The organism is Segatella paludivivens DSM 17968 = JCM 13650 (genome assembly GCF_000373185.1).
In the GTDB taxonomy this organism is placed as follows: domain Bacteria; phylum Bacteroidota; class Bacteroidia; order Bacteroidales; family Bacteroidaceae; genus Prevotella; species Prevotella paludivivens.
In genome coordinates, this window is the sequence record NZ_KB890682.1 from 129,955 (window position 1) to 144,316 (window position 14,362).

Annotated in this window: 12 protein-coding genes; 10 read left to right on the top strand and 2 right to left on the bottom strand. The window is 39.9% G+C overall.

Annotated features, from left to right (window positions below; translation table 11 throughout):
• Positions 1-14 precede the first annotated feature (14 nt).
• Both B045_RS0112190 and lysS read right to left on the bottom strand, forming a co-directional pair.
• The gene (locus tag B045_RS0112190; protein WP_018464540.1) at positions 15-1,010 is read right to left on the bottom strand and encodes an NAD(P)H-dependent glycerol-3-phosphate dehydrogenase; all 996 of its coding nucleotides are present in this window, start codon (positions 1,008-1,010) and stop codon (positions 15-17) included.
• Entirely contained in the window at positions 1,003-2,739 is a 1,737-nt protein-coding gene (gene lysS, locus B045_RS0112195) for a lysine--tRNA ligase (protein WP_018464541.1), read from the bottom strand. The genes B045_RS0112190 and lysS overlap by 8 nt, the downstream gene beginning before the upstream one ends.
• A 186-nt stretch (positions 2,740-2,925) precedes the next feature.
• Here lysS and B045_RS0112200 point away from each other — a divergent pair, with 186 nt between their 5' ends.
• The 10 genes from B045_RS0112200 (at position 2,926) to B045_RS0112250 (ending at position 14,324) form a co-directional block, all read left to right on the top strand.
• Positions 2,926-3,615, top strand: a complete 690-nt coding sequence (locus tag B045_RS0112200) for a queuosine precursor transporter (RefSeq protein WP_025883655.1) — start codon at positions 2,926-2,928, stop codon at positions 3,613-3,615.
• Positions 3,616-3,618: 3 nt separating this feature from the next.
• A complete protein-coding gene (queF, locus tag B045_RS0112205) occupies positions 3,619-4,083 on the top strand; it encodes a preQ(1) synthase (RefSeq protein ID WP_018464543.1) in 465 nt (154 codons plus the stop codon).
• A 519-nt stretch (positions 4,084-4,602) separates the two neighbouring features.
• Positions 4,603-5,481 (top strand): tyrosine-type recombinase/integrase, encoded by an 879-nt coding sequence (locus tag B045_RS0112210; protein WP_044067819.1) that lies wholly within the window; start codon positions 4,603-4,605, stop codon positions 5,479-5,481.
• Between the two features lie 440 nt (positions 5,482-5,921).
• Positions 5,922-6,065 carry a hypothetical protein gene (locus tag B045_RS15455; RefSeq protein WP_169400987.1) on the top strand — a complete coding sequence of 48 codons (144 nt, stop codon included), beginning with the start codon at positions 5,922-5,924 and terminating at the stop codon, positions 6,063-6,065.
• A 52-nt stretch (positions 6,066-6,117) separates the two neighbouring features.
• Complete coding sequence (locus B045_RS0112220; protein ID WP_154650170.1) at positions 6,118-7,662, top strand: fimbrillin family protein; 1,545 nt, start codon at positions 6,118-6,120, stop codon at positions 7,660-7,662.
• A 70-nt stretch (positions 7,663-7,732) separates the two neighbouring features.
• Positions 7,733-7,876 (top strand): hypothetical protein, encoded by a 144-nt coding sequence (locus B045_RS15460; protein WP_018464548.1) that lies wholly within the window; start codon positions 7,733-7,735, stop codon positions 7,874-7,876.
• A 53-nt stretch (positions 7,877-7,929) separates the two neighbouring features.
• Positions 7,930-9,462: a fimbrillin family protein gene (locus B045_RS0112230; protein ID WP_081618638.1), complete on the top strand. Its 1,533-nt coding sequence runs from the start codon at positions 7,930-7,932 to the stop codon at positions 9,460-9,462.
• A gap of 87 nt (positions 9,463-9,549) precedes the next feature.
• A complete protein-coding gene (locus B045_RS15465; protein WP_018464550.1) occupies positions 9,550-9,693 on the top strand; it encodes a hypothetical protein in 144 nt (47 codons plus the stop codon).
• A 53-nt stretch (positions 9,694-9,746) separates the two neighbouring features.
• A complete protein-coding gene (locus B045_RS0112240) occupies positions 9,747-11,288 on the top strand; it encodes a fimbrillin family protein (RefSeq protein ID WP_154650171.1) in 1,542 nt (513 codons plus the stop codon).
• 954 nt (positions 11,289-12,242) lie between these two features.
• A complete protein-coding gene (locus B045_RS0112250) occupies positions 12,243-14,324 on the top strand; it encodes a VapE domain-containing protein (protein ID WP_018464553.1) in 2,082 nt (693 codons plus the stop codon).
• Positions 14,325-14,362 lie beyond the last annotated feature (38 nt).

Consider the following 14,362-nt stretch of genomic DNA (forward strand, 5'->3'; position numbering starts at 1 on the left):
TTATAAGATCATAACTATCTAAAACTGTCTGTTAATAACTTTATTTCAATCTGAGGATTTATTCTTTCATACAATATGTTGTATACTGCATCAAGAATAGGCATGTTCACGTGCATGTGTCGATTTATTTCCTTCATGCATTTTGTTCCGAAGAATCCTTCGGCAATCATTTCCATTTCTATCTGCGCACTCTTTACAGAGTATCCCTTTCCAATCATTGTTCCGAAAGTTCGGTTACGGCTGAAGTTGCTGTATCCTGTCACCAAGAGGTCGCCAAGATAAACACTGTCATATATGTTTCGTTCAATAGGATGAACGGCTGTAAGAAAGCGATTCATTTCCTGAACTGCATTTGCTACCAGCACAGCTTGGAAGTTGTCACCGTATTTAAGTCCGTTGCATATACCAGCAGCTATTGCATATACATTCTTCAAGACAGAAGAATATTCAATGCCTATCACATCGCTGGATGTCTTTGTCTTTATGAAGTCACTTGTGAGGATATCGGCAAACGATAGTGCCTTTTCCTTGTCAGAACATCCTACCGTGAGGTATGAAAGACGTTCCAATGCCACTTCTTCTGCATGAGACGGACCGCCTATGCAAGCCAAGTTGTCATAAGGAACATCATACACCTGATGGAAATATTCAGAACATACAAGGTTCTCGTCGGGAACAATACCCTTTATCGCCGTGACGATAAATTTATCACGCAGTCCTGTCTTCAGTTTCTTAAGATGATTCTTAAGATAAGGAGACGGAGTGACAAAAACAAGTGTGTCGTAGTTCTGTGCTATTTTGTTTATGTCGCTGAAGAATTCAATCTCATCGACATTGAAATGAGCACTCATCAGATAGGCAGGGTTGTGACCTAGTCGCTTGAAGTCGTCTATACGGTCATCGCGACGCATATACCATCCTATGTGATGAGTATGCCCCACCACGATCTTGGCTATGGCCGTAGCCCACGAACCGCCACCAATGATTGCTATCTTTCCGCAATTATACATTAGCCTTGTCTATCCAGGCCTGAATGTCTTCGACACTAGGCTTTTCGTATCCAAGTTTATATTTCTTGTTTATTTCTCCGATTTTCTGCTGTAATCCCTGAGCTTTCTCATCCTTTATATCATTGATAAGGTTGAATCCTGCTTTACGCATTACATAAGCCCAATCTTCTGCTACACCGATTTCAGCCCATTCCTTGATAGAACTCTGTGGCATCTTAGCCTCTGGTTTCATCTGTGGGAATAGCATAATCTCTTGAATATTCTCTTTGCCAATCATCAGCATGCAAAGGCGGTCAATACCGATACCGATACCTGATGTTGGAGGCATACCGTATTGCAATGAACGCAAGAAGTCCTGATCAATGATCATCGCCTCGTCATCACCCTTGTCGGCAAGTGCCATCTGGTCCTTAAATCTATTTTCCTGATCAATAGGGTCGTTAAGCTCAGAATATGCGTTAGCAAGTTCCTTGCCGTTTACCATAAGTTCGAAACGCTCAGTAAGTCCTGGCTTAGAGCGATGCATCTTAGTAAGCGGACTCATCTCAACAGGATAGTCTGTGATGAATGTAGGCTGAATGAATGTACCTTCGCAGAACTCTCCGAAAATCTCATCAATAAGTTTGCCCTTGCCGAAACTTTCGTCGATGCTTTCCATCTTTAAGTCTTCGATAGCAATCTTGCGTATTTCATCTTCGTTCTTCTCTGAAAGATCAAAACCAGTCTTTTCTTTTATTGCGTCTAGGATAGGGAGACGACGGAATGGAGCCTTAAAGCTAATCATATTCTCGCCGTTCTTTACCTCTGTAGAACCATTGTTTACAGTTTTGCATATTGTTTCAAGCAACTCCTCTGTAAACGACATCATCCAGTTGTAGTCTTTGTATTGAACATAAAGCTCCATACATGTGAACTCTGGATTGTGGTATTTGTCCATACCCTCGTTACGGAAGTTCTTTCCTATTTCGTAAACGCCCTCGAAACCACCTACGATGAGGCGTTTCAAATAAAGTTCTGTGGCGATACGCATATACATATCAACGTTAAGTGCGTTGAAATGTGTTATAAATGGACGTGCGCTTGCACCTCCGGCAATACTTTGCAATGTTGGAGTCTCAACCTCGGTATAACCATGGTTGTCGAAGAAGTTGCGCATTGTACGCAATACAGTTGCACGTTTCAAGAAAGTGTCTTTAACGCCTTCGTTAACAATAAGGTCAACATAGCGCTGACGTGCACGAAGTTCAGGATCGTCAAACTTGTCATAAGCCACACCGTCTTTATATTTAACGATAGGCAGTGGTTTCAAGCTCTTGCTTAGAATAGTGATTTCCTTTGCATGGATACTGATTTCGCCAGTCTGTGTTTTGAATACAAAACCTTTGATACCGATGAAGTCACCGATATCCATCAATTTCTTGAAGACTTTGTTGTATAGGTCTTTATCCTCGTCAGGACAAATCTCGTCACGAGAAATATAAACTTGTATACGTCCTTTGCTATCTTGTATCTCCGCAAAACTAGCCTTACCCATAATACGGCGGCTCATCATACGGCCTGCGACAACAACGTCGCGCTGCTCGTCATCCTTGAACTCAGCCTTTATTTCGGTTGAGAATGCGTTCGTTGGAAACTCTGCTGCTGGATATGGATCAATGCCCATTTCGCGCAGTTCTTGAAGACATTGTCTGCGAATTATCTCCTGTTCACTTAACTCTAAAACGTTCATATTATTATTTCGAATATATTCTTGTTCCAAGGTGCAAAAGTAATAAATAAATCTGAATTCGAACCGCTTTTTATCTTTTTTATGTATATTGCGCTGGATGATGCTTTATATATGCAGATTATTTTGTATCTTTGCACGCATTTTAGAATAACCGAGTACTTGGTAAACCTCGTAAAAAACAAGAAAATGAATAAAGCAAAAAGTTCAGTAAGTGTGCTGTTTATGCTTTTCAGTATACTCTTCTGTGTTTGTCTGATAGCGGCAAACGTATTGGAAACAAAGCAAATTTCAATTGGTGGGATCAGTCTCACCGGAGGACTCTTAGTATTTCCTGTGTCTTATATTATTAACGACTGTGTATGCGAAGTTTGGGGATATGGCAAGGCTCGTCTGCTTATATGGATAGGGTTTGCGATGAACTTCTTTTTCGTGTCCTTGGGTGCGTTGTGTGATGCCATTCCTGGTGCGCCTTATTGGACTAATGATGCAGGTTTTCATGCTGTATTCGGACTTGCTCCACGCATAGCTTTGGCTTCGTTTGTAGCTTTCATTGCAGGCAGTTTTGTTAATGCTTATATTATGAGCCGAATGAAGATACGTGATAAGGGTAAAAATTTCTCTGCACGTGCCATATTGAGTACCGTTTTTGGTGAGACGGCAGACTCTCTGCTCTTTTTCCCTCTTGCTTTGGGTGGCGTAGTTCCTCTTAACGAACTGCCCAAACTCATGCTGTGGCAAGTTCTGTTGAAAACGGTATACGAGATAGTTGTACTCCCAGTTACTATTAAGGTAGTGAAGTTTTTGAAGTCGCATGAAGGTGAGGATGCCTATGATGACGGCATAAGTTATAACATATTGAAAATTTTTAATATCTAGAATATGGAAAGAAAAGAAGAAGGATTGCATGCTCTTGGCGCAAAGACCAAGTATAGCATGGATTATGCTCCTGAAACACTTGAAACATTTACCAATAAGCATCCTGGTAATGATTATTGGGTGCAGTTCAACTGTCCAGAGTTTACATCATTGTGTCCAATCACTGGTCAGCCAGACTTCGCTGAAATACGCATCAGTTATATTCCTGCAGAAAAGATGGTTGAGAGCAAGAGTTTGAAGCTGTATCTGTTCAGTTTCCGCAATCATGGTGATTTTCATGAGGATTGTGTAAACACGATAATGAAAGACCTCATCAAACTAATGGAACCAAAATACATTGAGGTTACTGGCTATTTCACTCCACGTGGTGGAATTAGTATTTATCCGTATGCCAACTATGGTATGCCGAATACTAAGTATGAGAAGTTGGCTGAACATAGATTCTTTAATCATAACATGGATAAATAATAATTGCGGCAAATTTGCCGCAATATTTTTTTGTCACAATAATATGATTTCGTGTGCCGAAGAGTTACGAAGACACCCTCCCCCCAAAAAACACACATTAACCTTAATATATAATCTCTGCGAAATAATGCAGCTTGCTGCATTCGTCTGCGTCCTTTGCGTGATCAGCGAGAGAATAATTCACGTAAGCTTACTCAATCAATCTGCGTGAAAGTAACCATGCGAGCATACTCAATCTATCTGCGAGAAAATATATGTAAGTATACTCATCTATAAAATCCATCAAATAGCCTTCCCGCAGATCTCGCAGAGCAATATACAGGAACGGAAAAGTATATCTGCGGGGAACCCGCGATGAAACGGCTTTGTCTATTATTTTGAATAGACATAATATAATCTGTACTTAAATACCAAAGTTTCGTCTGTTATTTAATTGTAAATGGGTTTGTACTTTCTTTTTATTGGTTTTTGATTTGTAATTTTGTATTTTTGTAATTCACTTTTTAAATTATTATTATTATGAAAGTAACATTCTCTTGTTTTACACAGACATGTATCAACAAACTAAGGAGTTGCGGTAGCTTTTCTACTGCCCATCTTTATGGTTGTGCCGTTCACTCTTTCAGTGAGTTTCTCGGACGCGACACTATCCGGTTCGGCGACATCACTACCCAAGCCCTGAAACTCTATGAGAAATACCTCATTCGTACTTCCCATTCCTACAACACCATTTCTACTTACATGCGCATGCTCCGTGCCATCTACAACAAGGCGGTGATGGCAGGTCTTGTTAAGTACGTATTCAACCTGTTTCATGATGTGTTCACAGGCGTAGATAGAAACCACAAGAAGGCACTCGACGAACCTAAGTTGAAGGAGATCCTTACCGGTGATGTGAAAAGTCCTGTTCTGAAGCGTGTGCAGTTAGTGGCAGCCGCCATGTACCGACTTTGCGGCATGCCCTTTGTTGATCTGCAGCATCTGGACATTGATTCCATTGTAGACGGTATCCTGAAATACAATCGGCATAAGACGGGTACTAGTGTAAATATTCCTGTTAATAAAGATATTTGCAAACTAATCACACAACTTTGTGTGCCAAGCTTCGACCTTAGTACAGAGATAGGCTATAAAAGTTATCAATCATTACTGCGCAAGTTCAATGCAGGACTTAAACGCTTAGCTAAGGCTTTGAACATAACCGCTCACATTTCTTCTTATACCTTCCGCCATTCTTGGGCCACTAATGCTCTTCACCATCATGTGCCAGTTGAGGTAATAAGTTCCGCTCTTGGTCATTCAGATATCAGAACAACACAAATATATCTAAAAGGTTTTGATGCTCAGGAAATAGGAAAAGCAAATAGAAAAGTTTGCAAATGTTTATCTGTAAAATAAGCTGCCCCAAAGAAATTTGAGGAAGAATTATAAACAAACATTAAACGACATAATACAATATAGCCGTTACTTTGTAAGTAACAGATATAGTTTATTATGAGGCAAAAGTAGTCATTAATTTGTAAATTCATATAAAAATTTGCTTTATTTAACCATTTATCAAGAAAAATATAAACACATAGGACATATCTTGTCATAATGCATTTAAGTTTAAACACATTTTAAATATAATCTAATCTGCATATTGATCACCAGTGAAAATCATTATTCACTGGTCTACTATCTTTTTCCCAATTATTAGTCTATTTTTATCTCCAGTTCCTTTCTGTTACTTACAAAGTAATAGAAAGGAATTTTGTATTAAATAAGTATATGATTTAGTGAATAAATAATATGCTCAGAAGCAAATTAATTAAATGCAAATGCAAATGCAAATGCAAATGAAAAGGAAAGAGTCTCAATGCTTTTCAATCTTAGTTGTTGAAGCAGATGTTCAGCAACCAATTGCAAGTAGCAATGTGAATTCAATGCAAACCAATCCTTGGGAAACAGAACCCGGAGATGGAACGATTAATGATAATTAATAGCTCTGTATGGTAACAAACTTTATTAAAGTATCACGACAAAAGCGAAGTAATGAAAAGTAGATTATTAAATGCAGGACTGTTAGCCTGTGCATTATTGATGACGTTGAGCAGTTGTTCCTCAGACGAAACTCAGACAGGCGATAGCAGTATAGGTGCTAAGAGTATGAAGATAAAAGTATCTGATGGCATGTTTACTTCAGTAGATGATAACAGTGCAAAGACACGTGCCACTGATGACGGCACAGCTACCGTATTCAGTAGTGGTGACGCTATCGGCATATTCGCCGTTAAGTCTGATGGAACATTAGCATTGACCAATGCTAAATATACTTATGACGGCACTTATTGGCTAAACAGCGATAATACAGATAAATTACCCTATTATGGTGGTGCAAAGTATTTCGCTTACTATCCATATCAGGAGAGCCTATCAAGTACTAAGTATGATGCAACACAAACAACAGCTGAGACTTTCTTTGCTTCATTGATAAATAGTTGGACTCCCGACACAGATCAAGGCACGCACGCTAAATATACAGCTCAGGACTTGATGGTTTCAATGGCAACGGTTGATGTTTCTACAGGTAGCAGTTCTTTCACAATGTCTCATCAGATGTCAATGGTTGAAATGGATTTTAATCAAGTTCATTATACATATAACGGAGCAAATACTTACCGCTTTACATTTGATGCAACTAGCAATCCACTTAATATAGCTGCTGGCAAATATCGCTTATTGGTTAATCCCTCTGCTGCACTTTCCATTACTGGTAACAACCAGTATAATAGTACTGACGTAACAAAAACCAAGGGTTGGAAAATAAGTGGGACAACTCCTGCCGCATCTAAGTATAAGGTATTTAAATATAAAGATGCTTCAGCCTGCCTTATTCAAACTTCCCGTCAGAATGTATATATCGGTGATGCCAATATCGGTGATTACCTTTATGATGATGGCACCACAGGAACAAGCACCTTTGGCAAGACAATAGTAGGAATAGTTTTCTCAAATCAGTTAAGTTCCGCTGAATATAATGCTGGCTACACACATGGTTATGCTTTGGCATTGCAAGATGCAATATCGGCAACTACTTCCTGGGGACCTAACACTGGTGATACTGGTCTTCCCCAAGTTTCCACATTTAGTGGTTACTATAACGATATCACCACGGGCTATTACGGAACATTTACCAAAGGATATAATAAAAGTAATAGTAGCTATCCTGCATGGCAGTCAGCCAATAATTATGATGTAGACATATCTAAGTTTACTAATAGTGGCTGGTATTCCCCAAGTATGGGGCAGTGGTGGGATGTTTGTGCCAATTTAGGCAAGGTAGACTTGGCTAGCATGCAGATTAGTATTTCGAGTACAGGTAATCTCTATAATGGCTATGCTCTACTGACTAATATCAACAATGCATTAACATCGGCTGGAGGTACAGGATTAACTTCAAATTATTATTATTGGTCTGCATCAGAATATAATACCACTGATGCTCTGTCAATTTATTTTGGCAGTTCATACGTATGTTTGAATAATATGAATAAGCTATTCGGTGGCTACGATGTGCGTGCTGTTCTTGCTTTTTAATAATTTCTCACAAGTGTCTAGATTTTTAATGTGACTTAAATGATTTAATAAATAATTCAATTAAATACAGATGAAAAGAAAAGAGTATCAGCGTCCTTCAATCCTTGTTATTGAAGCTGAAGTGCAGCAACCAATTGCAAGTAGCAATGTTAATTCGTTGCAAACCAATCCTTGGGAACCAGAACCTGGAGACGGAACGATTGAGGATAACTAATAGTTCTGCACAGTAATATGTTTAATTAAAGTATCACTACAAAAAGCAAAGTAATGAAAAGTAAATTATTAAATGCAGGGCTATTGGCTTGCGCATTATTAATCACATTGAGCGGTTGCTCTTCAGACGAGACTCTGATAGGCGATAGCAGAACAGCCGTTCAAAGTATGAAGATAAGTGTATCTGATGGTATGTTTACTTCTGTAGATAACAACGGTGCAAAGACACGTGCCACAGATGATGTCACAGGAACCACCTTCAGTAATGGTGACGCAATCGGCATCTTCGTTGTTAAGTCAGATGGAAAATTAGCATTGACCAATGCTAAATACACCTATGACGGCACTTCTTGGGTAAACAGCGATAATACTGATCTCTTATCCTATTATGTTGGTGCAAAGTATTTTGCTTACTATCCTTATCAGGCAAACCTTGCAAGCGATAAGTATGATGCAACACAAACAACAGCCGAGGCATTCTTTGCCCCATTGATAATTGGCTGGACTCCTGCAGCGGACCAAAGCACGCAAGATAAATACACAGCTCAGGACTTGATGGTGTCTATGGCTACAGTTAATGCTTCAACCCATGCTGGTGCTTTCGCAATGTTTCATCAGATGTCAATGGTTGAAATGGATTTCCCTCAATATCACTATACATACGGCGGATCTGATACCTACCGCTTTACGTTTGATGCAGCTAGCAAGTCATTTAATGTTGCTGCTGGTAAATATCGCCTGTTGGTCAATCCTTCAGTAGCATTTTCTGTTACGGGCAAAAATCAGTATAGCAGTACTGATGCAACTAAGAAAAAAGGTTGGAAAATAAGTGGAACAACTCCTGCTTCCGCTAAATATAAAATATATACATACAAAGGTGTTTCTGCTTTTCTTTCTGAAACACAACGAGATTTTTGTCTTGGTACAGCAAACGTTGGTGATTATCTTTATTCTGACGGCACTACAGGAACAACTACAGTTGGCAAGACCATAGTCGGAATAGTGTTTTCAAATGAGATTAGTACCGCTGAATATAACGCAGGCTATACACATGGCTATGCCCTTGCGTTAACAGATGTCAGTGTTAATGGACCGACATGGGGACCAACACATGATGCTGGTCTGACCAAACTTACCACTTTTGTAGGTTATTATAACGACATTAGCGCAGGTTATTATGGAACATTTACCAAAGGCTACGACAAAAGTAATAGTACTTATCCCGCGTGGCAGCTAGCAAATAATTATAATGTAGATGTTTCTGGATTCACTAATAGCGGTTGGTACCTTCCAAGTATTGGTCAATGGTGGGATGTAGCTGCCAATCTTGGCAAGGTTGACTTGACCAGTCAGCAGACAATTTCAGGAGATGGCTATCTTTATAATGGCAGTACAGCAACAAACAATATCAAGTATGCTATAACGGCGGCTGGAGGTACAGCCTTGAATTCTGACTACTATTGTTCTGCGTCAGAGTATAATACGGGCAACTATATGATAGTTTGCTTTTATAGTTCTTACGTTGACGTGTCTCACGCCCGTAAGTACAGCACGGGTTATTGTGTGCGTGCAGTCTTGGCTTTTTAACTATTTGATAATTAATCACAAGTGCCCCGATTTTAATGTGGCATAAATGATATGATTAAATATATAAATAATTCAAATTAAATACAGATGAAAAGAAAAGAGTATCAGCGTCCTTCAATCCTTGTTATTGAAGCAGATGTTCAGCAACCAATTGCAAGTAGCAATGTAAATGCTATGCAAACCAATCCTTGGGAACCAGAACCTGGAGACGGAACTATTGAGGATAATTAATAGTACTGCACAGTAATATGTTTAATTAAAGTATCACTACAAAAAGCAAAGTAATGAAAAGAAAATTATTAAATGCGGGGCTATTAGTTTGTGCATTATTGATAACGCTAAGCGGTTGCTCTTCAGACGAGACTTTGACAGGCGATAGTAGCACGGCTGCTAAAAGTATGAAGATAAATGTATCCGATGGAATGTTTTCTTCAGTAGATAATAACGGTGTAAAGACACGTGCCACAGATGATGTCACAGGAACCACATTCAGTAGTGGTGATGCTATTGGCATATTCGCTGTTAAGTCAGACGGAACATTAGCATTGACCAATGCTAAATACATCTATGAAGATTCTAAATGGATAAGCAGCAATAATACTTCTATCTTACCCTATTATGCTGGTGCAAAGTATTTTGCTTATTATCCTTATCAGGCAAGTCTTGCAAGCGATAAGTATGATGCAACAAAAACAACAGCCGAGGCATTCTTTGCCCCATTGATAAGTGGTTGGACTCCTGCAGCTGACCAAAGCACGCAAGATAAATACACAGCTCAGGACTTAATGGTTTCAATGGCTACAGTTGATGCTTCAACAGGTAGCAGTTCCTTCACAATGTCTCATCAGATGTCAATGGTTGAAATGGACCTTCATCAAGCTCACTATACATATAGTAGATTAGATACCTACCGTTTTATGTTTGATACAGCTAACAATCCATTAAATATAGCTGCAGGCAAATACCGCTTTTTGGTTAATCCATCTAAGCCACTTTCTATTACAGGTAAAAATCTGAATACTATCAGCGACATAACCAAGCTTAAGGGCTGGAAAATAAGTGGCACAGCTCCTGCTGCATCTAAATATAAGATATATAAATATAATGGCGCTTCAGCTTGTCTTACAGAAACTGCACGTGGCAATGTATATATTGGTGATGCAAATATCGGTGATTATCTTTATGATGATGGAACAACAGGAACAACTACCGTTGGTAAGACAATTGTGGGTATCGTATTCTCCGACCAGTTAAGCCCTACAGAATATAATGCTGGCTACACACATGGCTATGCATTGGCATTGAAAGATGCAATTGTAGGAACTACTTCTTGGGAACCTCTTTATAACGATGCCGGCCTTAACAAAGTTACTCAGTTTTATCAATATTTTACCGATATTGATACTGGCTATACCGGCACATTTACCAAAGGATATAATAAAAGTAACGACCAGTTTCCAGCATGGCAGGCTGCTAATAATTACAATGTGGATGTATCCAAGTTCACCAATAGTGGTTGGTATCTTCCAAGTATCGGTCAATGGTGGGATGTTTGCGCCAACCTAGGTAAGGTTGATCTTAGCGGTAAGCTGAGTTCTACTTTGTCACATGATGGTCTTTATCTCGGTCCTACAGTAACAACCAATGTCAACAATGCGCTAACAGCAGCTGGTGGTACCGCATTTTCAGACTATGGGTATTGGTCTGCGTCTGAGTATGATATGAGCAACGCTATAATAGTTTTCTTCTACAATACTAATGTCAATATTTCCTATGCAGTTAAGAACCTTACTTATTACTATGTTCGGTCTGTTCTTGCTTTTTAACTATTGATATCTCTATTTAATAATTTATTGATTTTTCACTAAGCATTTTATGTAAATGCTACATGTTGGTAGAAAATTCAAAATTTGATACCACATGATTTATAACCTATTTTAGTCTAAGAAGTGTACATCCCAGCGGGGTATGTCTTTAAGAGCCTTCATACGTGAGTGTGGAGGCTCTTTCATCAAAGCTGTCTCCTGAATATTCCTACAGATATTTTTTGTAGTATTTGCTAAAGCAGATGTGTTCCCTCGCAGATCTCGCAGATTTACGCAGACAAAACCCAAAACAACATGAACTACACAAAACTGTCTTTCTCTGCGAAATAAATGCAGCTTGCTGCATTCTCTGCATTCCTCTGAGTAATCTGCGAGAAAATAGGCCGTTTGAATCACATAAGGAAAGAGCAATAAAAACAGCAATGAAAGAAAAAGGAAAAAAAGAAAAACAAGGAAACAAATAAAACGAGTGAGAAATAACAAATATAAGTATTAATAATTAAAACAAAACGATTATGTCAAATTTATCAATCGGGAGACACTCCCGTAAACAATCAAATGTCAGAAGTGTGGACGCGAATTGCCTAAACAGAAATTAGAAAGCATGAAGTCTGGCACATACCGACAAGTGTGCAATCAATGCAAATACGAGTACTACGTCAAACCAGCTAGGATAAGACGAATACTCAGGGATTTGGAAAATCGTACATAGGTTTTGTAAATAAACTAGCGTCGAAACGTCTATCCGCTGTCTATCAGCACGTTAGATGCACTTTTTTCAAAAATAAAGTGTCTCGAAAACGTCAATTTGCATTTTCGTTTCTATATAGAAATGCAAACTTTACATCGTAGAAACGCAAACTTTGTGTCGTAGTAACAGAAACGTTTCCACGTAATAACGCAAATGTTACGTCGTGGAAACGTATTTTCGATAAAAAATAACGATAAAATAGAATGGAACTATCTAAAATCAATGTCTTGTATAAGACAAAAAAAGAAATCAAGCAAAAAATGATGAATCTTGACGATTTGTTTGTCATGATTCGAGGTGAAAAATACCAAAAACAGTGCAACAAACTGCGATATGCCCTGAACTCATACACGAATATTGCGGGTATGAAGCTCGAAGAAACGGCTGCACTGCCACAGTTGCAGTTTTCTTTGTGCAGAAAGGCATACACAGGCTATGTGTTGCTCTCGTTCAAGGCAAAGGACGGTTGGATAGCCAACCTCAAATTTCTTGCTGAGGGGCTTCCCCAGACGCTGATGTGCTTCACTGGTGCTTCGGCAAAGTCACTGAAGATTGTTGTGCCGTTCACGCTGCCAGACGGTACACTGCCGCAGACGGAACAGGATATCAGCTTCTTTCATCAGCATGCCTATTTCACTTCGGCAAAGTTCTATGAGGCTGAACTCGGCATCAAATGCGACAGGGCTGTGCCAACACCGCAGACGGTGTGCAGAATAAGCACAGATGAGCACGTGTTTCTCAATGCCACTCCCATACCGATGATTATTCCCCAGCCACATGAAGGCGTGGAGAAGAGGGTGAAGAGAGAAATACGCTATCAGATGAGCCGAACGAGTTACAATGCAGGCAGAGAAACTGGTGTGATTCCGTTCTATGAAAAGCAGCACATGGCAATGGCGAAGTTTCAGACGATATTTCTCAATATCATCAACAATTCCGTAGCCTTGGATATGGACGAGACTGTGACGGAAGTCGCTAAGGAATGTCAGCGGAACGGACTTGAAGAGGAGTTCTGCATCAAAAGACTCATGCGCCATGCTCCGTATTGCAACTTTGAGTATATCGTGCGCAACTGTTTCCGCAATGTCTATGACACGAGTGCGCCGAAGTCGGAATGCGCCGTACCGAAGATGACGATAGATATTGAAAGGCTGCGCACTTTTCTTAACGTGAGGTATGCCTTTCGCAAGAATGAAATCACAAACGACTGCGAATATAGAGAGCGAGACAGTTTTCTCTTTTCGTGGAAATCGGTCACAAAAGAGGTGCTCAACACGATAACGATAAACGCAAAGGCAGAAGGTATAGATGCGTGGGACAAAGATGTGAAGCGATTTATCGAATCATCGTTCACCGAGGAGTACGACCCGATAGCCGATTGGATATCGTATCTGCCGAAATGGGATGGAGAGGACCGTATTAATAAGTTTGCAGAAAGAGTAAAAACAGATAACCAGGACTGGGTGAAGAACTTCCACCTGTGGTTTATCGGTATGGTGAGTCAGTGGATGCGCACAAATTCCATGCACGGTAATTCACTTGTTCCGCTACTTGTGGGTGAACAAGGAGACGGAAAGTCTACTTTCTGCAGAATGATCATTCCCGAAGAGCAGCAGATTTACTTCACTGACAGGGTGGACTTCACGAAGAAAGAGGACGCAATGAAGGCTTTGAGCCGTTTTATCCTGATAAACATAGATGAATATGACAGCATTTCAAAACGTCAGACTGCCTTTTTGAAGTATATGTTGCAGGCGGTGGACGTGAAATATCGCAATCTTTATGAGAGCATCACGCAGCAGCATAAGCGATATGCTGCCTTCATCGCCACGACCAATAATCCACAGCCGTTGATAGACTACACCGGTTCACGACGATACATGTGCATCAGGGTAAAGGAGCGTATAGACACAAGCACGGCGGTGAACTATGAACAGATGTATGCTCAGGCAGTAGCGGAGGTAAAATCGGGAGCGAGGACGTATTTCGACAATGAGACGGAACATAAGATTCAGATTGACAATGCCGACTTCCTACAGATTGACTGCATGGACGACATCTTCTTCGAGATGTTTCATCGTCCGTCTAAGGATGAAAAGGCTTTGCGACTTACGGCAACGGAGATTGTGCAGCGGATGAAGATGAAGTATCATAACATCAGCATTAATAACAGCAACATCATGCGTGTGGGCCATATTGTGACACGCAACAAGTTCAAGCTGACAAGGGGAAAGTCCCGCCGATATGACGTTGCGACAAATGACACAGTGGTGACACTTGAATAATGAAGATTGGGGATGCAACATTCTGATAGTCAGCGTAT